General features: G+C 71.5%; 20 protein-coding genes. 9 read left to right on the forward strand and 11 right to left on the reverse strand.

Features of this window, described 5'->3' with window-relative positions; genetic code table 11:
• Positions 1 to 6: 6 nt before the first annotated feature.
• Positions 7 to 1,599, reverse strand: a complete 1,593-nt coding sequence (locus tag F9C41_RS09810; RefSeq protein ID WP_155386392.1) for an MFS transporter — start codon at positions 1,597 to 1,599, stop codon at positions 7 to 9.
• Between the two features lie 174 nt (positions 1,600 to 1,773).
• Here F9C41_RS09810 and F9C41_RS09815 point away from each other — a divergent pair, with 174 nt between their 5' ends.
• Positions 1,774 to 3,072 carry an ATP-grasp domain-containing protein gene (locus tag F9C41_RS09815; RefSeq protein WP_155386393.1) on the forward strand — a complete coding sequence of 433 codons (1,299 nt, stop codon included), beginning with the start codon at positions 1,774 to 1,776 and terminating at the stop codon, positions 3,070 to 3,072.
• 109 nt (positions 3,073 to 3,181) lie between these two features.
• Positions 3,182 to 4,117 (forward strand): alpha/beta hydrolase, encoded by a 936-nt coding sequence (locus F9C41_RS09820; protein ID WP_155386394.1) that lies wholly within the window; start codon positions 3,182 to 3,184, stop codon positions 4,115 to 4,117.
• Between the two features lie 92 nt (positions 4,118 to 4,209).
• Here the strand turns inward: F9C41_RS09820 and F9C41_RS09825 are convergent, their stop codons facing one another.
• The 4 genes from F9C41_RS09825 to F9C41_RS09840 form a co-directional block, all read right to left on the reverse strand.
• Positions 4,210 to 4,923 (reverse strand): SRPBCC family protein, encoded by a 714-nt coding sequence (locus tag F9C41_RS09825; RefSeq protein ID WP_155386395.1) that lies wholly within the window; start codon positions 4,921 to 4,923, stop codon positions 4,210 to 4,212.
• 4 nt (positions 4,924 to 4,927) lie between these two features.
• On the reverse strand, positions 4,928 to 5,557 hold the full coding sequence (locus F9C41_RS09830) for an ArsR/SmtB family transcription factor (protein ID WP_155386396.1): 630 nt from the start codon (positions 5,555 to 5,557) through the stop codon (positions 4,928 to 4,930).
• Between the two features lie 114 nt (positions 5,558 to 5,671).
• Entirely contained in the window at positions 5,672 to 6,964 is a 1,293-nt protein-coding gene (locus F9C41_RS09835; RefSeq protein ID WP_155386397.1) for an aminotransferase-like domain-containing protein, read from the reverse strand.
• A gap of 13 nt (positions 6,965 to 6,977) precedes the next feature.
• Entirely contained in the window at positions 6,978 to 8,066 is a 1,089-nt protein-coding gene (locus F9C41_RS09840; protein ID WP_230689465.1) for an alpha-hydroxy acid oxidase, read from the reverse strand.
• A 532-nt stretch (positions 8,067 to 8,598) separates the two neighbouring features.
• On the opposite strand from F9C41_RS09840, the gene F9C41_RS09845 reads away from it, so the two are divergent.
• From F9C41_RS09845 to F9C41_RS09865, 5 genes are all read left to right on the forward strand, one after another.
• The gene (locus F9C41_RS09845) at positions 8,599 to 9,843 is read left to right on the forward strand and encodes a sensor histidine kinase (protein ID WP_155386398.1); all 1,245 of its coding nucleotides are present in this window, start codon (positions 8,599 to 8,601) and stop codon (positions 9,841 to 9,843) included.
• The gene (locus F9C41_RS09850; protein WP_155386399.1) at positions 9,840 to 10,460 is read left to right on the forward strand and encodes a response regulator; all 621 of its coding nucleotides are present in this window, start codon (positions 9,840 to 9,842) and stop codon (positions 10,458 to 10,460) included. The genes F9C41_RS09845 and F9C41_RS09850 overlap by 4 nt, the downstream gene beginning before the upstream one ends.
• A gap of 73 nt (positions 10,461 to 10,533) precedes the next feature.
• On the forward strand, positions 10,534 to 11,403 hold the full coding sequence (locus tag F9C41_RS09855; RefSeq protein WP_155386400.1) for a hypothetical protein: 870 nt from the start codon (positions 10,534 to 10,536) through the stop codon (positions 11,401 to 11,403).
• Positions 11,404 to 11,514: 111 nt separating this feature from the next.
• Positions 11,515 to 12,327 carry a protein phosphatase 2C domain-containing protein gene (locus F9C41_RS09860; RefSeq protein ID WP_155386401.1) on the forward strand — a complete coding sequence of 271 codons (813 nt, stop codon included), beginning with the start codon at positions 11,515 to 11,517 and terminating at the stop codon, positions 12,325 to 12,327.
• Positions 12,324 to 12,503, forward strand: coding sequence for a hypothetical protein (locus F9C41_RS09865; RefSeq protein WP_155386402.1), 180 nt, complete (start codon positions 12,324 to 12,326; stop codon positions 12,501 to 12,503). The genes F9C41_RS09860 and F9C41_RS09865 overlap by 4 nt, the downstream gene beginning before the upstream one ends.
• Positions 12,504 to 12,526: 23 nt before the next feature.
• Here F9C41_RS09865 and F9C41_RS09870 read toward each other — a convergent pair whose 3' ends face one another.
• The 6 genes from F9C41_RS09870 to F9C41_RS09895 all read right to left on the reverse strand — a co-directional run bounded on the left by F9C41_RS09870 (position 12,527) and on the right by F9C41_RS09895 (position 19,257).
• Positions 12,527 to 13,753, reverse strand: coding sequence for a sugar ABC transporter permease (locus F9C41_RS09870; RefSeq protein WP_230689466.1), 1,227 nt, complete (start codon positions 13,751 to 13,753; stop codon positions 12,527 to 12,529).
• Positions 13,754 to 13,764: 11 nt separating this feature from the next.
• On the reverse strand, positions 13,765 to 14,562 hold the full coding sequence (locus F9C41_RS09875; RefSeq protein WP_196279729.1) for an ATP-binding cassette domain-containing protein: 798 nt from the start codon (positions 14,560 to 14,562) through the stop codon (positions 13,765 to 13,767).
• 104 nt (positions 14,563 to 14,666) lie between these two features.
• A complete protein-coding gene (locus F9C41_RS09880; RefSeq protein ID WP_155386404.1) occupies positions 14,667 to 15,752 on the reverse strand; it encodes a sugar ABC transporter substrate-binding protein in 1,086 nt (361 codons plus the stop codon).
• A gap of 207 nt (positions 15,753 to 15,959) precedes the next feature.
• Positions 15,960 to 16,778, reverse strand: coding sequence for a MerR family transcriptional regulator (locus F9C41_RS09885; protein WP_155386898.1), 819 nt, complete (start codon positions 16,776 to 16,778; stop codon positions 15,960 to 15,962).
• A gap of 187 nt (positions 16,779 to 16,965) precedes the next feature.
• Positions 16,966 to 17,772 (reverse strand): M23 family metallopeptidase, encoded by an 807-nt coding sequence (locus F9C41_RS09890; RefSeq protein WP_230689468.1) that lies wholly within the window; start codon positions 17,770 to 17,772, stop codon positions 16,966 to 16,968.
• A 303-nt stretch (positions 17,773 to 18,075) separates the two neighbouring features.
• Positions 18,076 to 19,257: a cytochrome P450 family protein gene (locus tag F9C41_RS09895; RefSeq protein ID WP_155386405.1), complete on the reverse strand. Its 1,182-nt coding sequence runs from the start codon at positions 19,255 to 19,257 to the stop codon at positions 18,076 to 18,078.
• 235 nt (positions 19,258 to 19,492) lie between these two features.
• On the opposite strand from F9C41_RS09895, the gene ppdK reads away from it, so the two are divergent.
• Entirely contained in the window at positions 19,493 to 22,120 is a 2,628-nt protein-coding gene (gene ppdK, locus F9C41_RS09900) for a pyruvate, phosphate dikinase (RefSeq protein WP_155386406.1), read from the forward strand.
• 140 nt (positions 22,121 to 22,260) lie between these two features.
• Positions 22,261 to 22,608: a VOC family protein gene (locus F9C41_RS09905; RefSeq protein WP_155386407.1), complete on the forward strand. Its 348-nt coding sequence runs from the start codon at positions 22,261 to 22,263 to the stop codon at positions 22,606 to 22,608.
• The last annotated feature ends 56 nt before the right edge of the window (positions 22,609 to 22,664 follow it).

Below are 22,664 nucleotides of genomic sequence, written 5' to 3' on the forward strand. Positions count from 1 at the left end.
GGCTTTTCATGGCAGATGAGAGGGCCGCAATCCGACATTTATCTGACTCATCGTGAATTCCATCCGGGCGAGTTCTGTGCGCAGCCGGGCCGCCTCGTGCCCGGCCCCGTCGTGCTCACGCCGCGCCAGCTCGCGCACCGCCTCGTGCACGGCCGGGGCGTCGAGCTGCGCCAGCGCGTGGGCCGCCGTCTTGGCACGCAGCGCCCGCCGCGGGGCGAGCCGGCGCAGCCCTGACCTGGCCTGCAGCGTCCACTGGCCGTCGGCGTAGCGCAGCGTGACCCGGGGGCCGAGCGCCGTCGCGGCCAGCCCGTACCCCCGCGGCAGCGCCGTTGCCGGGTCGGCGGTCGGCCCGCGGGCCCCGGCGTCGTTGAGCTCGCGCCAGACCCGGTGCCGGACGACCGGGGTGAGCGTGACCGCGAAGTACAGCAGCGAGGCCAGCAACACCCCGTTGACGAAGCCCAGCCGTTCCACGACGACCCCGGCGAGCACGCCGCCGAGCGGGATGCCGGCCATGGCCACGGCCATGATGATGCCGCCCGCGCGGGCCAGCATCGGGCCGGGCACCCGCTGGTAGATCACCGCGCCGATGGTCGGGTTCACCGAGCACATGACCATGCCGCTGAGGAACGTCACGATGACGATCACGGTCAGGTCGTCGGTGAGCGCGAAGACCAGGAACCGGGGCGCACCGCCCACGAAGTAGCCGAACACCAGCGCGCTGTAGCGCGGCAGGTACGGCGCCAGGGTCGCGAACACGACACTGCCCACGATCATTCCGATGGCGTACGCCGCCGACACCGACCCCAGCGCGACCGGCGAATCCAGCACCGTCAGCACCCACATCGGCACGAACACCACGGAGCTGGCCTGGTTGAACAGGTTGGTGAAGAACAGCATCCCGGTCACCGCGCGCAACAGCGGCTCCCGGGTGAAGTACGTGAACCCGCCGCGCAGCGCGGTCAGGTACGGCTCGGCCGGGGCGGGCTTCGGCGGCTCGCCCTCCTTGACGGCGGGGTCGGGCACGAAGAAGGCCACCAGCGCCGCGCCGACCAGAAAGCTCGCCGCGTCGACCCAGATCGCCCCGATCGCGCCGAACGCGGCGATGGCGACGCCGCCCACCGAGGCTCCGATCAGCCCCGAGGTGCGCAGCACGCCCTCGCGGGCCGCCGACACCCGGGTGAAGTCCGTGCCGGCGGCGTCCATCAGCGGCTTGAGCAGGTTGTTCTTGGAGCGGTCGGCCTGTGCCCGGAGCACCCCGGCCAGGCTGGACAGCACGATCAGCACGCCGAAGCCGAACTGCCCGGTCACCGCGATCGCGCCCATCACCACCGCGCTGCCCGCGTCCGACAGCAGCGAGGTCGCCCGCGAGCCGATCCGGTCCTGCAGCGGTGCGGCCAGCACCCCGCTCAGCACATACGCCAGCGTCTCCGCGCCCGCCACGATGCCGACCTTGACGGGACTGCCGGTGGTGACCAGCACCAGCCAGGGGATGGCCAGGAAGGACATCCGGCCGCCGATGACCGAGATCGCCTCCGCGGCGACCAGGCCGGGGATGGCGGCTCTGCGGCGCCAGGGCGACGGCGATGTCGCGATGGACAACGGAACTCCTTCTCAAGCCGGTCGCGTTCTTTGTACCAGCAAGAAAGGGTGACATTGAAGTATCCGTAGGTATCGAGTGGTGGCGCTCTGGACACGTACCGTCGCCGTCGATACGGTGACCTTCGATCCGCGGGCGGTCAGCCCCGTCCGTCGGCGTGGAGAGGCGGTCGGTCGATGCGGTTGCTCATGGTCGGAGCGGATCTGCCCGCCATCGCCGCGGCCGGTCCCGACGTCGAGGTGACCGTGCTGCTCGGCGCGACCACGAAGGACGGCTGGCTGCCGCTGCCCGCGGGAGTCCGCACCGTCTTCGTCGACGACCACAAGAGCATCGACGCCGCCGTCAACGGGCTGCTGCGCGCGGGGTTCGGCCCCGGCTCGTTCGACGCGGTCTACGCCTACGACGACCCCGCGCTGATGACCGCCGCGGCGCTGGCCGCCATGCTCGGGGCGCGCGGCATCCCGCCGCGCACGGTAGCCCTGTTCCGGGACAAGTCCCTGCAGAAGCAGGCGCTGCGCGAGGCCGGGCTGCCGGTGACCGCGTGCACGGTCGTCGAGGACATCCGCGAGCTGCCCGAGGGCTTCCGGCTGCCGTACCCCAAGGCCGTGGTCAAGCCGGTGGCCGGGATGGCGACGCAGTCCACATTCGTGGTCTCCGGCGACGCCGAGCTGGTCCGGATCAGCGCCCAGTGCCGGGCGAACAACACCGCCGCGCGCACCTTCGTCATCGAGGAGTTCGTCACCGGCGAGGAGTGGTTCGCCGACGGCTTCCTGTCCGAAGGGGAGCTGCGCTTCCTGAGCCTGGGCCGCTATGCCCAGCCCTGCCTGAGCGCGGTGCTGGAGAAGGCTCCCGTGCAGACGTACTGCCTTGACCCGGTCGCGGACAAGGTGGCGTACGACCTGGCGGCGCCGCTGGTCGCCGACGCCCTGCGGGTGCTGGGCCTGACCGACGGCGTGTTCCACATGGAGCTGTTCCACCAGCCCGACACGGGTCGGCTGGTGTTCAGCGAGTGCGCGGCCCGCCGCGCGGGCGGCCCGATCAGCGACCAGATCCGCTACAAGTACGGCGTCGACCTGGCCGCCGACGGGGTGCGCGCCCTGCTGGAGCCGGTGGGCGAGCCGGACGTGCGGGTCCGCGAGGGCGTGGTCGCCTCCACGTTCCTGCCGCTGCGGCCCGGCATAGTGCTCGGTTACCCGACCGCCGAGCAGGTGCTGGCGCAGCCCGACGTGGTGCACGCCCGGATCTTCGTGCCCAAGGGCATGCGGGTGCAGGGCGGCGCGGCGAACACCTTCGCCCGGATGGGCGAGGTCACCGTGCACACCGCCGACGCCGAGACCGCCCAGCGGCGGCTCACCGAGCTCGCCGACTGGTTCCGGCAGCACATCGAGGTGCTGCCGCTCGCCCCGACACTGCGGGAGCTGTACGCCGACCCCCGCAACGCCGACTTCGTCCACGCGGCCGCCGCGAACGGCTGACCGCAGGCCCGCGACGAAGCGGACCCCGCCCGGCAGCGCCGAAACCCACGGCCCCCGCCGGGCCGAGCCGCTTCCGGCGCGGTCGTCTCAGCAGGATCAGGAGAGTTCCATGCCACTCCACCCGCAGGTCCAGGCGATGCGCGCGCGTCGCGAAGCCGGCGACACCCCGCAGCTGTACACGCTGTCGGTGGACGAGGCCCGCGCCGCCGACCTGGCCTCGATCCAGGCGTCCGGGGGCGACCCCGAGCCGGTCGCCGAGGTCGCCGACCGCGAGATCGACGGCCCGGACGGGCCACTGCCGATCCGGATCTACCGTCCCGTGCTCGGCGGCGAGCTGCCGGTGCTGGTCTACTTCTTCGGCGGCGGCTGGACCCTGGGCACCATCGACACCTCCGACGCCGTGTGCCGCAGCCTCGCCAACGCCGCCGGCTGCCTGGTCGTCGCCGCGGGCTACCGGCTCGCACCGGAGCACAAGTTCCCCGCCGCGGTGCACGACTGCCACGCCGCGGTCCGCTGGGTCGCCGCGAACGCCGCCGCCATCGGCGCGGACCCGGCCCGGATCGCGGTCGGCGGCGACAGCGCGGGCGGCAACCTGGCCGCCGCGGTGACCCTGCTGGCCCGCGCGGACGGCGACCTGCCGCTGGCCGGGCAGCTGCTGGTGTATCCGAACACCGATCACCGCTCGCACACCGCCTCGCTGCGCGAGGGCACCGACCCCTACCTGTTCAACGCCACCTCGGTCGCCTGGTACTGGGCCAACTACCTGGCCACCCCCGAGGACGGCCTGAACCCGCTCGCCTCGCCGCTGCGCGCGGACACCCTCGCCGGGTTGCCCCCGGCCCTGGTCGTCACCGCCGAATACGACCCGCTGCGCGACCAGGCCGAGGAGTACGCCCGCCGGCTCGGCCGCGAGGGCGTGCCGGTCACGCTGACCCGATACGACGGCATGGTCCACGGCTTCTTCTGCATGAGCGGCGAACTCGACGCCGGCCGCCGCGCCATGGCCCAGGCCGCCGCTCAACTCCGCACCTGGTTCACCGCCTGACCGCGTCTTACATAAACGCTGGCCTATCTGGATGAGTTTGATCTACTCACGTTCATCCAGATAGGCCAGCGTCTATAAAACGGGGCGCGTGATCAGGCGTAGACGGACTGGAGCCAATCCTCCAGCGCCTTCTGCTCGTCGGCCGCGTCGGCGTCCGCGTCGAAGTGGTGCACGGCCACGCCGACCGGGGCGCCGAACGCGTTGCGGCCGAAGAAGCGGTACAACGCGTCCTGGGTGCGCAGCCCGACGAAGTTCGGGTGCAGGTAGTCGACGACCGCCTCGGTCTGCCCGCCCGGCAGCGCGACCCGGACCGTGTCGTCCTGGCTGGTCTGGCCGGTCAGGCCGAGCGCGCCGCGCAGCGTGGTGAAGCCGTCGGGCGAGTTCGACGACGCCGGGGCGTCGGTCGACAGGTAGACGACCGGGCGGCGGCTGAAGTGGGTCAGGTACTGCCCGAGGGTGTGCAGGTAGAAGTCGGTGTGCTGGCCGGCGCCGTCGTACTGGTTGTCCCAGTCGTCGGTGAACACGCCGCTGTGCACGTACCGGAACCAGGTCGTGCCGCCGTCCCGGCCCTCGACGGTGTGCTCGACCTGGTTGAACCAGCCGTTGTCGCCGTCCATCCGGGAGGCGAGGCGGTGCGGCGGGTCCCACGCGGTGACGGTGCCGCCGAACGCGGCCGCCCCGCCGACGCGCGGCTCGAACTCCATCGGCCACAGCCAGCCGCCGTTGCCGGTGGTGACGGCGTCCCAGTACTCCTCCGGGGTGGTCCGCAGCTCGCCCTCGCGTACGATCTCGAACTTCTTGCCCATGGTGCTACTCCTTCTCGGTGTCTTGCTCAGTTGAGTGGGTGCCGTCCGCGCGGGGCAGCAGCAGGCTCGGGTGCAGGCCGACGACCAGCCGGTGTCGGCGGCCGCCGGTGGCGCTCCCGTCGTGATAACGGCCGACCAGGGCGGCCAGCGTCTCGGTCAGCTCGGTGGCGAACGCGGCCCGGTCACCCGCCGACGCGAACCGGATCTCGGTGTCCACGGCGAACGTGGCCAGCGGACGGCGCGCGGCCCGTGCTCCGGTGATCAGCTCGCCGACCTCGCGGACCAGGCGCGAGGCCAGTGCCAGCAGCCAGCGGGCCGACTGCTGGTCGGGGGAGTGCTCCGGGTCGGGAGCGACCGCCGCGAACGCTGCGGGGGAGATGACGTAGGACGCCGCGGTCGCCCGCATCACGCGCTCGGTGCAGTTGCCCTTGCGCCGCTCCTCGACCAGCTCGATGAGCCCGTGGGCCTCCAGCGTCCGCAGGTGGTGGTTGACCTTCTGCCGGGTCAGCCCGGCCTGCGCCGCCAGTGTGGTCGCCGACCCCGGCTCGGCCAGCGCTGCCAGCAGCCGCGCCCGAACAGGATCGAGCGACACCTCGGCCACCGCCGCGTCATCGATCACACCGACTTCGAACATGTCTCCACCCTCCCACCGACAACAAAAGTTGTCAAGGAGGCAATCCCGGTCGGTGTGCCGATGGACATGCCCACGCCCCGACCCGTGGGCGGGCCGGGGCGTGGGGGAGTGGCGTCAGGCGATGGAGTCGCGCAGGAGCGCGGCGAGGCGGCGTACGCCCTCTTCGAGGGTGTCGGGGTCGAGGCCGCTGCAGGACAGGCGCAGCGAGTGGTGGCCGCCGTCGGTGTAGAAGAAGCTCATCGGGGTCCACAGGACGCCGTGGCGGGACGCGGAGACCTCCAGGAGCTTCTCGTCAGCCGCGATGGGCACGTCGACCACGGCGAAGAAGCCGCCCGCAGGCACGTTCCAGGAGATGCCCGCCTCGTCGCGCCAGGGGGCGGGCAGGTGCCGGTCGAGGGCGTCGAGCAGGCGCAGCAGGTTCTGCCGGTAGAAGGCGATCTTGTCCACGTTGGCGGCCTTGAGGCTGCACCCGGACTCCACCAGCAGGCCGCCGACCACGGCCTGGGCGATGGGGGAGGTGTTGACCGTGACCATGCTCTTGACCGCGGACAGTTCCTCGGCGAGCAGGGTGCGGTTGCCCGTGGCGTCGACGACGGTCTGGTCGGCGACCAGGAAGCCGATGCGCGCGCCGGGGAAGCAGGATTTGGCGAACGAGCCCAGGTAGATGACGCGCTGGTCGCGGTCGAGGGACTTGAGCCGGGGCCGGGGGCGGTCGTCGAGGCCGAACAGGCCGTACGGGTCGTCCTCCAGGATCAGCAGGTCCTCGGTGGCGGCGACGTCGAGCAGCGCGTGCCGGGCGGGCACGTCCAGGCAGCGGCCGGACGGGTTGGCGAAGTCGGGCACCAGGTACAGCGCGCGGGGGTGGCGGCCCTGGGCGCGCACCGCACGGGCGACCTCGGTGACCCGGGCGGGATCGAGGCCGTCCGGGCCTTCGGGCACCGGCACCACGTCGATGTTCAGCACGCGGGCCGCGCCGGTGATGCCGACGTAGCACGGCTCGGCCGCCAGCAGCACGTCGTCCGGGCCCGCGCACAACCCGCGCAGCGCCATGATCATCGCTTCCTGGCAGCCCGCGGTTACCGAGATCGCCTCGGCGGGCACCTCGATGCCCTCGTCGATGGCGAGCATGCGGGCGATGAGCCCGTGGATCTGGCCGTTGGTGCGGCCGTACTGCATCAGGGCACGGCGGATCTGCTCCGGCGTGCTGCCCTGGTCACCGAGGTACGCGACGTACACGTCGAGGTACCGGGTGATGTCGGCGACGTCGTAGAAGCCCTCGTAAGGCCGGCCGGCGGCCAGCGAGATCGCGTCGGGGTAGCGCCCGGCGACCTCGTTGAGGAAGTTCATCGAGGCGGCGACGGGATCGCTCACCGAGGCGTGCATCGACTCCTTGACCAGCTCCACCATGAAAGCGCTCCGTTCAGGTGTCGCGCCGGTCGGGCAGCAGCGCCGCGTCACGGCCGATGTCACCCAGCCGCGGCCGCCCGGCCAGCGCCATCGTGTGTTCCAGCTCGCCGGTGAGCATGGTCAGCAGCCCGGCCACGCCGTCCGCGCCGCCGACCGCGAGCGCCCACAGCGCCGGGCGGCCGACGAGCACCGCGCTCGCGCCGAGAGCGAGCGCGGCGAAGACGTCCCGGCCGTGGCGTACGCCCCCGTCGAGCAGCACCGGGCAGCGGCCCGCGACCGCCGCGACCACCTCGGGCAGCGCCCGCAGTGCGGGCACCGCACCGTCGAGCTGGCGTCCGCCGTGGTTGGACACGATGATCGCGTCGACGCCCTGCTCGACGGCACGGTCGGCGTCGGAGGCGGTGAGCACGCCCTTGAGCACCAGCGGCAGGTCGGTGAGCCCGCGCAGCCAGGCCAGGTCGGCCCAGGTGACGGTCTGGTCGAAGGTCTGCGCGGCGTGGGCGGCGATGGCGGACGCGCCCTCGTGGCGCTCGTGGGTGGCCGCCATGATCGCGTCATCGAGATTGACCGCGCGGATCCCGGGGTCGACGGCGAAGCCGTTGCGCGCATCGCGCAGGCGCTGCCCGATGCGCGGCGCGTCGACGGTCAGCACCAGCGCCCGGTAGCCGGCGTCCTGGGCGCGGCGGGCCAGCTCGGCGAGCACGGTGCGGCGGCGCAGCCAGTACAGCTGCAGCCAGAGCGGGCCGGTCGCGGCCGCGGCGATCTCCTCCAGGCTGCGGCTGGCGAAGATGCTCACCACGAACAGGGCGCCGCCGGCGCCGCGGGCGGTGGCGACCTCGCCCTCGGGGTGGGCCAGCCGGTGGTACGCCGTGGGCGCGATGCCGACCGGCGTGGGCAGCGGCTGGCCGAGCAGCTTGCCACCCGTGTCGCAAACGGACACGTCGACGAGCACTCGGGGCCGCAACTCGACGCGGTCGAACAGGCGGCGGTTGGCGTCCAGCGTGAGTTCGGCGCCGCTGCCGCCGTCGAGGTAGTCCCAGATGTCCGCGGGCAGCAGGGGCTGGGCGAGGGCGCGGTAGTCGTCGGTGCACAGGATCGGCAACGGACCTCCACAGCTTCGTACCCGTCCGCGGCCCACGCTAAAGGAGTCGATCGACGCCGCACAATAGCCCGAGATCTTTATGAAGTGATTGTCGTAAGAATGATTTAGGTACCGATTTCAATGGGTGCCACCCGTGATGTGTCGGCACAGTGACACTCATTGCCGTCTATTGGGACAGTTCACGACGAGTTTTCCGAAGATCAATATTGAGGGACTTCACTGCGGAGTCAACAATCGCTACAGTCGCTAACGCGCCACAAGAGCGCTCCGGTGACAGACCATGCAGACATCGGAGCGTGCTGTGCCGCGCCCTTCAAGGTCCGAGGAGGAGGTGTGATCATGGAGGTTGCAAAGAAGGAGGTTGCCAAGCGCGAGGTTGCCAAGCGCGAGGTTGCCCAGCGTGAGGTCGACGGCGTCATCGCCTGACCTGATCTGTGAACCGGGGCGCGGCCTGGTGCCGCGCCCCGGCCCGCGGCCGCCGCCCCTGGCGGCCGCGGCATACCGTGTCGTGAGGCGGCTACGCTCTGACGCCATGAGCAGGGCGGGACGCGGGCAGGACGCGCTGACGCTGCTGCGCCGCGCCGAGCACGTGCTCTTCGCCGCGCTGCTGGCGATCGGCGCCGGCGAGGCGTGGGCCGACGGCGGTCACCGCGTGTCGGTGCTGCTCACGACGCTCGCGGTCGCCGCCTGGTACGCGGTGGGCATGGCGCTGTCGCGCCGCGCCGCCGGAGTCCGGATGGCGCTGCTGTGGCTGGTCGTGCTGACGGCCGGCTGGACGGCGCTGCTCGCGCTGTCCCTGTCGTTCGTCTGGCTCGCGTTCGCGCTGTACCTGCTCTGCCTGCAACTGCTGCCACCACGCGCCGGCCTGCCGGGAGTGGCCGCGCTGACCGCGATCGCCGTCGCCGCGGCCGCCGCGCACCGCGGCGGGCTGGACTCCGGCACCGTGCTCGGCCCGGTCTTCGGAGCCGCCGTCGCGATCGTGATCACCGCGGTCTACCGGCGGCTGCGCCGGGAGAGCGAGGCCCGCGCCGCGCTGGTCCGCGAGCTGACGCAGGCGCAGGAGCGGCTCGCCGCGACCGAGCGCCGCGAGGGCATCCTCGCCGAGCGCGAGCGCCTCGCCCGCGAGATCCACGACACCGTCGCGCAGAACCTGTCCAGCATCATCCTGCTGCTGCGCTCGGCCCGCGACGCCGCCGATCCCGGCCCGCAGCTGGAGATCGCCGAGCATGCGGCCCGGGGCGCGCTGGAGGACACCCGGCGGCTCGTGCGCGCGCTGGCCCCGGCCGAGCTGACCGGCCGCTCGCTGCCCGAGGCTCTGGCGCGGGCCGTGGCCGACGCCCGGCACTTCGGCGTCGAGGCCCGGTTCGTGGTCGACGGCGAGACCGGGCCGCTGCCCACCCCGGTGGCCGTCGCGCTGCTGCGGGTCACCCAGGCCGCGCTGGCCAATGTGCGCGCCCATGCCCGCGCGGCCACCGTCGTGGTCACCCTCGCCTTCCAACCCGCGGCGGTACGCGTGGACGTCGCCGACGACGGCGTCGGCTTCGACCCGCGGCATCCGGCCGCGTCGCCGTCCTCGGGCACCGGCTTGGGCCTGTCGGCGATGAGCAGCCGCCTCGCCGAGGTGGGCGGCGTGCTGGTCGTGGAATCCACCCCCGGGGAAGGCACCGCGATCGGCGCCACCGTCCCGCTGGCCGGGGCGCCGGGCGCCTCGCCTGCGGGTGAGACGGCGCGAGATCCCGGCACGTCACCCGTTGCCGCGGGGGAGGTCCGGCCGTGATCAGCGTGCTGCTGGTGGACGACCACCCCATCGTGCGGGCCGGGCTGCGCGCGACGTTGGCGGCCGATCCCGGGCTCCGCGTGGTCGGCGAGGCGTCCGGCGGTGACGAGGCGGTGCGCCTGGCTCGTGCGCTGCGCCCCGACGTGGTGCTGATGGACCTGCAACTCGGCCCCGGCAGCGACGGCGCGACCGCGACCGCGCGGGTGCGCGAGCTGCCCGACCCGCCGCGCGTGCTGATTTTGACCACGTACGACAGTGACGCCGACATCCTGCGGGCGATCGAAGCGGGTGCGATCGGTTACCTGCTCAAGGACGCCGAGCCGGCCGACCTGCTGCGGGGGCTGCGGGCGGCCGCGGCGGGGGAGACGGTGCTGGCCCCGTCGGTGGCGACGCGGCTGGTGTCGCGCGAGCGCGCCCCCGGGATCAGCCTGACCCCCCGCGAGGCCCAGGTGCTCCAGCTGGTCGCGGGCGGGCACTCCAACTCCGCGATCGCCCGGCAGCTGTTCATCAGCGAGGCCACCGTCAAGTCCCACCTGGTGCAGGTCTTCGCCAAACTCGGCGTGGACAACCGCACCGCCGCCACCGCGGAGGGCCGGCGCCGCGGCGTCATCCGCTGAGCGGTGCGGATCGTTTCCGGTTCGATATGGCCGAGGTGTTGCCGCGACGGCGGACCGGCCGCACAGTGACGCCATGCGATGGGGACGGGTGGCGGCGACACTGTTGCTGGTGGGCTTGTTGGGTGCCTGCCGAGGGTCGGCCGAGCCGGTGACCTACGAGGTGACCGAGGTGGACGAGAGCGGCTCGGATCGGGTCACCGTGCGGGTGGAGAGCAACGTGCCCGAGCGCGGCGGGCGGTGGGAGGTCCAGCTGGACGGGCGCATCGCGGGGCAGTCCGTGCGGGTGTTCCTGGCGCCGCCGCAGCCCTCAGGCTGCGGGGTGCGGACGTGCTACCGCGTGGTGCCGGGGCTGCTGCGGGTGGAGTCGGGCGGCGACGACACCGGTTGGACCACCGCGTGGGAGATCGCCGGTGCCGACTACGACCGGCTCGCTGCGGACTACCCGGCGCTGGGCGACCGGGCCGAGCACCTGTCGTCGCGGTCGATCGTGGTGCGCGAGGTCGCCGGCGGCCACGTGGTCTTCGTCGCCAACGGCCGGGACGGGCTGCTCTACCGCTCGGTCAACGGGGTCTGGCACCGCCTGGGCATCCCGAGGGGAGGCGAGGGCTGGTACTTCGAGGAGCCGCCGCGCCTGGCCTCGGAGCCGCCGCCGGCCGATCCGTCGTGGCTCGTGGCCGTGCTCGTGGCCGCCATGCTCGGCGTCGCGGGCCTGCTCATGATGGTGGTCCGGCGGAGGTGGCGCGGATACGACATCGGGCTGACCGCGGGCACGGCGGTGGTCGGCGGGCTGCTGTCGTACGCCGCCTGCCAGGTCCCCGGCGCGGGCATGTTCCCCGCCGCGATGTACGCCGTGCTGCTGATCTCCGCGATCGTCGTGGTCGGCCTGCTGGTGTTGTTGCTGGGTGTCGGCCGGGGGAGCGCGGCCGCGCCGGTGCACGGCTAGCCACGCCCTTTCCCCTGCCGAGCGAGAGGCAAGACCCGGTGCGACCGGATCAGCCGATCATGGGAGGGTGGAGCCGCGGCGGCGACCTCGCGGCCGGGAGCGGAGCGGAACATGCGGGTCAGCATCGCCAGCGAACCGGCCACCGCGGGTGCGGTCAACCTGGACTGGGCCGGGGCCTTCCCCCGGCTCGCCGTGGTGCTCGACGGGCTGACCGAGAGCCCGCAGACCGGCTGCGTGCACGGCACCGCCTGGTTCGTGGCCCGCCTCGGCGCGCGGCTGCTGCGCCGGCTCGACGGCCCGACGCCGCTGGCCGACGGCCTCGCCGCCGCCATCGAGGAGGTGGCCGCCGAGCATCCGCGCTGCGACCTTCGGCACCCCGGCTCGCCCGGCTCGACCGTGTCGATCGTGCGGCAGACGCCGCAGGGCGCGGAGTACCTCGTGCTCGCCGACTCCCCGGTGGTGCTGGACACCGCGGACGGCCCGGTCGCCTTCATCGACGACTCGTGGAAGGCGCTCGCGACGCCCCACCTGGCCGCCGCGGCCGACCGCGGCACCCGGGACGACCTGGCCCGCTTCATCGCCGACCAGCAGTCCCAGCGCAACACCCCCGACGGCTACTGGATCGCCCGCACCGAACCGGAGGCCGCCGCGCACGCCCGCACCGGCACGGTCCCCGACGTGCGCGGCGCGGTGCTGGCCTCCGACGGCGCGGCCCTGCTCGTCACGGACTACGCCCTACTGGACTGGCGTGGTTACCTTGACCTCGCCTACCGGGAAGGCCCGGCGGGCATCATCGCGTCGACCCGCACCGCCGAACGCGCCGACCCCGAGCGGACCCGCTGGCCCCGCCAGAAGGTCAGCGACGACGCGACCGCCGCGGTATGCCTGTTCGACGTCACCCGGCAGGAGGGCGCACGACCATGACCGACGACCGGTACTCGGGCGAGAGGTTCACCGACGAGGAGTCGGCCTTCCTCCGTCACGTCAGATTCGGCGAACTCCCCACCCGCCCCGCCCCCGAAGACCTCACCGCCGCGACCGAGTCCGAAACCGACCCCCGCCACACCCCACCCGACCCCAACCCCGCCATCCACGGCTGATGTCGGGTGGGTGGGGCGTGGGGTCAGCGGCCGTGGGAGGTGCGGGAGCGTTGGACCAGGGCGTCGATGACCACTGCGGCGAGCAGGACGGTGCCGGTGACGATGAGGCGTACGTCGGAGGACAGGCTCAGTAGTTCCAGGCCGTTGGCGATCGAGCCGATGACGAGCGCGCCGAGCAGCGGGGCGTAGCGGCGGGTGCGGCCGCCGAACAGGCTGGTGCCGCCGATGACGGCGGCGGCGATCGCGTTGATCAGCGTCTCGCCGCTGCCGGACTGCTGGTTGGCGAAGCCGAGCCGCATCGCCGCGACCACGCCGCTGACCGCCGCGAGGGTGCTGCACAGCGCGAACACCGAGATGCGGATCCAGTCGACGTTGATGCCCGCGCGGCGGGCCGCCTCGATGTTGCCGCCCACCGCGAAGATCTTGCGCCCGTACGCGGTGCGCCGCAGCAGCCAGTCGAAGAAGACCACCACCAGCACCATGAACACGAAGGTCCACGGCACCCCGCGGTCGAGGTAGAGCTTCGCGACGACGAGCTGGAGCAGCACGAGCAGGATCACCGCGACCGCGATCGGCAGCCACAGCGGGATGACGGGCAGCTCGGCGGCGGCCCGGCGACGCCGGGTCAGCAGACTGAGCAGCAGGTAGAGCAGCGGCGCCAGGGCGGCGAGGGTGATCGCCAGCCAGCGCGGCACGAAGGAGAACTGCGCCCAGCGCACCAGCGTGCCGGCCGGGGGCAGGTTGATGGTGCCCTGCTCGCCGAGCACGCGCAGCTGCACGCCCTGCCAGATGAGCAGGCCGGCCAGCGTGACGATGAACGACGGTACGCCGATCTTGGCGAAGATGGAGCCCTGGATCAGGCCGACCAGCGTGCCGACCAGCACCGCGACCAGCACCGCCAGCAGCGGCGCGTAGTCGTGGTTCACGTGGGTGACCAGCAGCACCGCCGCGGCGAGGCCGCTGACCGAGCCGATGGACAGGTCGATCTCGCCCAGCATCAGCACCAGCGTGATGCCGGTGGCCATGATGCCCAGCGCGGCGATCTGCAGGCACAGGTTGACCAGGTTGAACGCGTTGAGGAAGGTCGGGTTCAGGCTCTGGAACACGATCACGATGAGGATCAGCCCGATGATGATCGGCAGCGAGCCGATGTCGCCGGTGCGCAGCGTCTGCAACCAGCCGCCGACCGCCTCCTTCGGGCTGCTCAGCTCCGTCGCCGGGGTGGGCGGGGGCACCGCCGGTTCCGTCACGGGATCGACCATCAGGCACCGCCCTCCGCCGAGCCGGCCGCCAGCGGGTCGTCGCCGGCGGACTGCTCGCGCAGCCGGGCCACCCGTTCGGAGACCACGTTCTGGGTCGCTCCGGTGATCGCGGCGATGATCTGCTCGTTGGTGACCTCGTGGATGCGGAACTCGCCGTTGCTGCGGCCGAGCCGCAGCACCACCACCCGGTCCGCGACCGCGCGCACGTCGACCATGTTGTGGCTGATCAGCACCACGCCCAGGCCGCGGTCGCGGAGCCGCTCGATGAGGTTGAGCACCTGTGCGGTCTGCGCCACGCCGAGCGCCGCGGTGGGCTCGTCGAGCAGCACCACCTTCGGGTCGCCCAGCAGCGAACGGGAGATCGCGACGGTCTGCCGCTGCCCGCCGGACAGCGACGCGACGGGCAGCCGCACGCTGGGGATGCGGGCGGCCAGCTCGCGCAGCAGCTTGCCGCTGCGCCGCTCCATCTCGACCTCGTCGAGCGACGCGCCCCGCCGCAGCTCCCGGCCGAGGAAGAGGTTGTTGACCACGTCCAGGTTGTCGCAGAGCGCCAGGTCCTGGAACACCGTCGCGATACCGAGCTCCTGTGCCGCGTGCGGGGATTCGACGCGCACCTCCCGCCCGGCGAACGTGACGGTCCCGGTGTCCGGCGGGCTCACCCCGCAGATCGCCTTGACCAGCGTGGACTTGCCCGCCCCGTTGTCCCCGACGAGCGCGACCACCTCACCCGCGTACACGTCGAGATCCACGTCGGACAGCGCCTGCACCGCACCGAACCGCTTGCTGACCCCCCGCATCGCCAGAATCGGCTCCCTGCCCCCACTCACCGCCCACCCCCTTGTGAAAGGAAGGGCACCTTCACGTCGCCATGCGTAGCGGAAGGTGCCCTTCTTAACGCTTGTCAGGTCAGGCCGGCGGCCTGGCAGGCGGCGGCGTACGCCGAGGTGCAGATCTGCTCGATCGTGTAGAGCTTGTCCGCGACCACGGTCTCCTTGACGTTCTCCCTGGTCACCGACTGCGGTTCGAGCAGGAACGACGGCACCTCGGTCGCACCGTTGTTCACGGTCCGGTCGGTGCTGGGCTTCTCGCCCTTGAGCAGCGCGACCGCCAGCTCGGCGGCCCGGTCGGCCTCCGGCTTGAACGCCTTGTAGACGGTCATGTACTGGTCGCCGCCGACGATGCGCTGGATCGCGGCGAGCTCGGCGTCCTGCCCGGTGGTGGGCGGCACGGGCGTGATGCCCGCGGCCCGCATCGCGGAGATCGCGCCGCCGGCGGTGCCGTCGTTGGCCGCGTACACCCCGACGAACCCGTCCTTGCCGAGCTGGGCGATCTGCCCCTCCATGAACTTCTGCGCGTTCTCGGGCTTCCACTCGGGGGTGAAGAAGTCGGGCGTCGGCACGGTCTTGAAGCCCGAGGTGTCCAGGGCCGAGTGCGCGCCCTTGTTGAACAGCTTCGCGTTGTTGTCCGTCGGCGATCCGTTGATCATCACGATGTCGCCGGAGGTCTTGCCCAGTTCCTTGAGCCGGTTGACCAGCGTCTCGCCCTGCAGCTGGCCGACGCGCTCGTTGTCGAAGGAGATGTAGTAGTCGACCGGCGCGTTCTGGATGAGCCGGTCGTACGAGATCACCGGCACGTTCTTCGACTTCGCCAGCGACACGATGGTCGCCGCCGCCGCGCCGTCGACCGGGTCGAGCACCAGCACCTGTGCGCCGTTGTTGAGCGCGGCCTCGGCCTGCTGCTGCTGGCGGCTCTGGTCCTGCTGGGCGTTGCTGTAGATGATCTCGCAGTCAGCGCACAGTTCCTTGACCCTGGCCTCGAACAGTGGCCGGTCGTGCTGCTCGTACCGGGTGGTCTGCGATTCGGGCAGGAGCAGTGCGATCTTGCCGCCGCTGGCCGGGCCGCCGGAGTCGCCGCTCTCGCAGGCGGTGGCGCCGACGGCGAGCAGCAGCGCGGTGGTGATGGCGACTGCCAGGCGCCGCGAGGACATGCGAACCTCCTTCACGGCCGGCTCGCCGGGCGTGTCGGCACGGAGTAGGTGAATACGAGTGATCGTATAACTCACCTATTCCGCATATGTCCCAGTTCGCGAATTCTCAGCTGATCGTCAGACTTGCCAGGCACCTGGGCGAATACGTCCTCAAGATACGCACAGGTGCCAGGCAAGTCCGATGATCAAGGGGTCGCGGGAACGGGGTCAGGCGGGGGTCACCGCGATCTGGAGTTCGGTCACGCCGTTCTCCGGGGTGTCCGGCAGGTAGTCGAGGTAGACCTCGCGGTGGTAGCCCACCGTGCGGTAGCCGTTCTGCTCGACCCAGCGGGCCAGCGCCTGGAGGCTGTACAGCACGTCGTCCATCGGACCGCGATGGATCACCGTGGCGGCGTGGATCGCGGGCAGGTCGACGACCGCGAAGTCCTGGCCGGGCACCGGGTCGACGGCGACCTGCATCGCCGCGTGGACGAGCACGGCGTCGCCCTCGGGCTCGTAGTAGGCGATGGCCGGTGCGCTGAGCGGGCTCAGCCCGGCCTTGTCCAGGCGCCGCATCAGCTCGGGGTACAGCGGGGAGATGGTCGGCCCGATGTGCTCGGGGCCGTAGCCGGCGGCGACGGCGGTGAGCTCGGCGACCCGCAACGGAGCGACCTGCTTGAGGGTGATGTCGTGGGTGGCCATACGGCCCTCCTTCTCGATCATCCGGAGCCTCGCCTCGACCATGGCCAGCCGCGCGGTGTCCGCCGCGACCTGCGCGGCCAGCTCCTCGCGGCGCAACCGCAGCATCCCGCGCAACTCGGCGACAGGGACCTGGTCGTCCAGGATCGCCTGCACCTGCTGCAGCGTGAAGCCGAGGCCCTTCAGCGCGACCAGCTTGTTGAGCCGCCACAACTGCTCGGCGCGGTAGAGCCGGTATCCGCTGGCCGGGTCCACCGAGTCCGGCGGCAGCAGCCCGAGCGCGTCGTAGTGGCGCAGCATGCGGACCGACACACCGCCGAGCTTGGCGAAGTCTCCGATGGTGAACATGTCGAGAACCACCCTGGGGGCTGACACGGTGTCAGGGTCAAGCCCATCCTGCCCGACCGCCGGACGCTCGGCCGGACGAACGGTCCGTCCAGGTGCGGGCGTACCCCGGACAGGCGAGAGGCCCGGATCAACACTGATCCGGGCCTCTCGTCGGGGGGAGGGATGGGGGTATGGGGATGGGCGGGTCTCAGCAGGAGGTCTGGATCCCGCGGTCGGCCAGCCAGCCGTCCGGGTTGATCTGGTTCCACATGCCCTTGTGCACCTCGAAGTGCAGGTGCGGGCCGGTCGAGTCGCCGGTGGAGCCCTCCAGGCCGAGGATGTCGCCGGCCTTGACCTGGTCACCGACCGACACCTTGTCCTGCGACATGTGGGCGTAGTGGGTGAGGTAGCCGTTGTGGTGGTCGACCACGACGGAGATGCCGTATCCGCTGTACGCCCAGCCGGCGCTGACCACGGTGCCGGCGCCGACGGCGCGGATCGGGGTGCCGCTCGGCATCGCGAAGTCGATGCCGGCGTGCAGCACACCCCAGCGCTGGCCGAAGCAGGACGTCACCTGGGCGCCCTTCATCGGGATCAGCCACGCCGGCCGGGGGGCGGCGGCGGGCTTCGGCGCGGTCTTGACGGTGGCCGGCTTCGGCTGGGCCGCGGTCGGCTGCTTGGGCGGGGTGGCGGCGGGCTGGCTCGTGGTGGGGGCGGAACGCTGGTATCGGCTCGCGTCCTCCGCGACGGCCTGCCGCTCGGCGAGCGCGTCGAAGGATGCCACGCTGGTGATCGCCTTCGCGGCGTCCGCGGGGGTGGGGTCGTTGTCGCTGGCGTTGGCGGCGCCGCTGATCAGGCCGAAGGCGCTGACACCCGCGAGTGCGGTGATGGCCAGTGCCTGGCGGGAGTGCCGGGCGAGACCTCCGCGAACCATTCCGCCGGTCTGGGCGAAGCGGTCACGGCTCTTGTCGAGGGTGCCGGGGACGCTGTGCTTGCCACGTTTGAAGTAAGTCACGGGGGTTGGGGGCCTTTCCGTCATCACCTTTGATTCGGGAGCGCCCATACTGCCTGCTCAGTGACTGGACTCACCAGCGCGACCAGGAATCATCTGCCCTGATGGGTGAACTTTCCTCCCCTTCTGGTGGCTTACTGGTCGGTTCATCACGTCTTGTGATGCTGTGATGTGCATCACAGCATGTCCGAATTGCTGGCATTTTCCCCTACGGGATCGCCTCAGGGTGGGGCCGTCTTATGCCATCAAAGCTCCACTCAGAGGCCCAAACGGGCACCAAATGGAGCTTTGATCTTGGGGAATTTCTCAGTTCACCATGACCGGTAGCCGATCGAGGCCGCGTAGCAGCGCTCCGGGACGCCAGATCAACTCGTCCAGCGGCTGCGTGGCACGCAGCTTCGGGAACCGGTCCAGCAGGCCGTTGAACGCGATCTCCCCCTCCAGCCGGGCCAGCGGCGCGCCGAGGCAGTAGTGGATGCCGTGGCCGAACGCGAGGTGCTGGTTGTCGGCGCGCGCCGGGTCGAAGCGCTCCGGGTCGGCGAAGACCTGCGGGTCATGGTTGGCCGACAGCAGGCTCACCATGACGATCGCCCCGGCCGGCACGGTCACCCCGTCGAACTCCACCGGCTCGGTGGCCATCCGGAAGGTCGAGGTCTTCACCGGGCTCTCGTAACGCAGGAACTCCTCGATCGCGGGGGAGACCAGCTTGCGGTCCGCGCGCAGCCGCGCCAGCTGCTCCGGGTGGCTCAGCAGCAGGTAGACCCCGTTGCCGATGAGGTTGACGGTGGTCTCGTGCCCGGCGAGGAGCAGCAGGAAGACCAGCGAGGTCAGCTCGTCCTCGGTCAGCCGGTCGCCCTCGTCGGCCGCCGAGACCAGCGCGGACAGCAGCGCGGCGTCCGGCTCGGCCCGCTTGCGCTCCACCAGCTCGCGCACGTACGCGTTCATCGACGTCGCGGCCGCCAGCGCGTCGCCCTGCGCCATCGCGCTGGCGATGATGGTGTTCGACCACTGCCGGAAGCTGTCGCGGTCGTCCATCGGCACCCCGAGCAGCTCGCAGATGACCTGTAGCGGCAGCGGGAAGGCGTACTCGCCGATCAGGTCGACCTCGTCGCGCCCGGCGAAGCCGTCGAGCAGCTCGTCGGAGATGCGCTGCACGTCGGGGCGCAGGTCGGCGATGCGGCGGGCGGTGAACACCGAGGAGACCAGCCGGCGCAGCCGGGTGTGCGCCGGCGGGTCGTTGCTGAGCATGTGCGAGTCCATGGCGGCCCGCAGCTCGTCCGGCCAGCCGCCGCCGGTGCGGATCGGGGTGCCGGCGATGTTCTTGCTCAGGCGGGGGTCGTTGAGGGCGCGGCGGGCATCGTCGTACCGGGTGATCAGCCAGGCGGTGAAGGTCGGGGTCAGCTGGATCTCGTGGGCCGGAGCCTCCTCGCGCAGCTGTGCGTAGACCGGATGGGGGGCGGACGTCGCTTCAGGACCGAACGGGTGCATGCTCGAACGTTAGCAATCGATGTCCGGTTCGGCGGTCCCTTTCGGGTCTCGCCGAATCTCGCCCGTTCGTGGCGGGATGCGCGGTCCTGCGCGTGGGAACGCTCCCCGAAAACCGCGCGAACGGCACATCTGTCGATACCTGTGCCATACGTCACCAGCTCCTCCTAAATTTCCTGAGCGGCCGTTAAGGTCCCGCGCAAGACTGGTTGTCGAGGTCACTACGCGGGAGGTCGCAATGACGAAGTACGTGTACGACTTCGCCGAGGGGAACAAGGACCTCAAGGACCTGCTCGGCGGCAAGGGCGCGAACCTCGCCGAGATGGTGCGGATCGGCCTGCCCGTGCCTCCTGGGTTCACCATCACGACCGAGGCCTGCCGGGAGTATCTCGCCGCGGGCAGCCCGCCCGCCGAGCTGGCCGAGCAGGTCGGCGCGCACCTGGCCGCGCTGGAGGAGAAGATGGGGCGCCGCCTCGGCGACCCCGCGGACCCGCTGCTGGTCTCGGTGCGCTCGGGAGCCAAGTTCTCCATGCCCGGGATGATGGAGACCGTGCTCAACGTCGGGCTGACCGACGCCAGTGTGCACGGGCTGGCCGCGCGCAGCGGCAACGAGCGTTTCGCGTGGGACTCGTACCGCCGGCTCATCCAGATGTTCGGCAAGACCGTCTGCGACGTGCCCGGCGACGCCTTCGAGCACGCCATGGACCGGGTCAAGGGCGAGCGCGCCGACATCGATCTGGACGCCGCCGAGCTGCGCACCCTGGTGGACACCTTCAAGGCCATCTTCGCCGAGCACACCGGCCGTGACTTCCCGCAGGACCCGCGCGAGCAGCTGAAGCTCGCCGTCAACGCCGTCTTCGACTCCTGGAACGCCGAGCGGGCCGTGCTCTACCGCCGCCAGGAGCGCATCCCGGCCGACCTGGGCACCGCGGTGAACATCGTCGCCATGGTGTTCGGCAACCTCGGCCCCGACTCCGGCACCGGCGTCGCCTTCACCCGCGACCCGGCCACCGGCGCCCGCGGCGTGTACGGCGACTACCTCGCCAACGCCCAGGGCGAGGACGTGGTGGCCGGCATCCGCAACACGGTCCCGCTGCAGGAGCTGGAGCACCTGGACAAGAAGTCGTTCGACGAGCTGATGGACATCATGTCCACGCTCGAAGGGCACTACCGCGACCTGTGCGACATCGAGTTCACCATCGAGGCCGGCAAGCTGTGGATGCTGCAGACCCGGGTGGGCAAGCGCACCGCGGCCGCGGCGTTCATCATCGCCTCGCAGCTCGTGGACGAGGGCATGATCGACCTGGACGAGGCGCTGCGCCGGCAGAGCGGGGCACGGCTGGCCCAGCTGATGTTCCCGACGTTCGACGAGGCCGCCGTCGACAAGCCGATCGCCAAGGGCATCGCGGCCTCGCCCGGCGCGGCCGTCGGGCACGTGGTGTTCGACAGCGCGCAGGCGGCCGCGCAGGCCGCGAAGGGGGAGAAGGTCATCCTGGTGCGCCGGGAGACCAACCCCGACGACCTACCCGGCATGATCGCGGCGCAAGGCATCCTGACCAGCCGCGGCGGCAAGACCTCGCACGCCGCGGTGGTGGCCCGGGGCATGGGCAAGACCTGCGTATGCGGTGCCGAGTCGGTCGAGGTGGACCTGGCCGGCAAACGCTTCACCGTCGGGGACGTCACCGTGGCCGAGGGCGACCTGATCTCGATCGACGGCACCACCGGGGCGATCTACCTCGGCGAGGTGCCGGTCAAGCCCAGCCCGGTGGTGCGCTACTTCGACGGTGAGCTGCCGGCCGACGCGGACACACTGGTCACCGCCGTTCACCGGATGCTGGAGCACGCCGACCGGCGACGGCGGATGGCGGTGCGCACCAATGCCGACACCGGCTCCGACGCCGCGCGGGCCCGCCGCTTCGGAGCGCAGGGCATCGGCCTGTGCCGCACCGAGCACATGTTCCTCGGCGAGCGCCGGGCCATGGTGGAGCGGCTGATCCTGGCCGACGGCGAGGAGGAGCAGCAGCAGGCGCTGGATGCCCTGCTGCCGCTGCAGCGCGACGACTTCGTGGAGATCCTCCACGCGATGGACGGGCTGCCGGTCACCATCCGGCTGATCGACCCGCCGCTGCACGAGTTCCTGCCGCCGCTGGAGGAGCTGGCCGTCGAGGTGGCGACCGCGAAGGAGCCCGACCCGCACCGGCAGGCACTGCTGGCCGCGGTGCACCGGATGCACGAGCAGAACCCGATGCTGGGCCTGCGCGGCGTACGCCTCGGACTGGTCATCCCAGGCCTGTTCGGCATGCAGGTGCGGGCCATCGCGCAGGCCGCGGCCAAGGTCCGCGCCGAGGGCGGCGACGCCCGGCCGGAGATCATGGTGCCGCTGGTCGGCGCGGTCCAGGAGCTGGAGGCGGTGCGTACCGACGCCGAGCGCATCCTCGCCGAGGAGGGCATGGCCGGCACCCCGATCGGCACGATGATCGAGGTGCCCCGGGCAGCCCTGACCGCGGGCCAGATCGCCGAGGCGGCCGACTTCTTCTCCTTCGGCACCAACGACCTGACCCAGATGGGCTGGGGCTTCTCCCGCGACGACGTGGAGGGCTCGTTCTTCAGCCGATACCTGGAGCTGGGCGTGTTCGGGGTGTCGCCGTTCGAGACGCTGGACCGCGACGGCATCGGCCGGCTGGTGCGCATCGCCGTGCAGGAAGGCCGGCAAGTCCGGCCGGACCTGAAGATCGGCGTCTGCGGCGAGCACGGCGGCGACCCGGAGTCGGTGCGCTTCTTCGACGAGGTGGGATTGGACTACGTGTCCTGCTCGCCGTTCCGCGTCCCGGTCGCCCGCCTGGAAGCCGGCCGCGCGCAGCTCTGACGGAGGAAAGGAGGGGCGCCTTCACATCGCCATGTGTGGTGGCAGGTGCCCTTCCTTTCCGCCAGGTTTACGGGTGGTGGCAGACGGGAATCCGGGGGCGTACGCTTTCGGCACTCTGTCCACACCGGCAGGAGGCGGCGATGGGGCTGCGCTGGCATGGCACCGCAGTGGACGCCGGGGATCCGGCGCGGCTGGCTCGCTGGTGGGCTGAGGTCCTCCATTTCCAGATACTGGAGGAGCGGCCCGACGCGGTGGCGATCGCACCCGACCAGGCGAGCTATCCGGGCATGCTGTTCGTGCAGGCGCCGGCCGCGAAGGTCGGCCGCAACCGGCTGCAGGTAGAGCTGGACTGCGACGATCTCGTGTCCGACATCGAGCGGCTGATGGACATGGGCGCGCGCCACGTGCCGGCCGAGACGCCGAGCACGCCGTGGACGCTGCTGGCCGACCCGGAGGGCAACGAGTTCCGGCTGCGCGCCCGGCCGTGAATCCCGAGCGATGAAAGTTCCATCGCGACGGGTCGATATGGGAGCGTTTCCATAGG

The sequence above is a fragment of the Catellatospora paridis genome, assembly GCF_009720365.1.
Classification (GTDB): Bacteria; Actinomycetota; Actinomycetes; order Mycobacteriales; family Micromonosporaceae; genus Catellatospora; species Catellatospora paridis.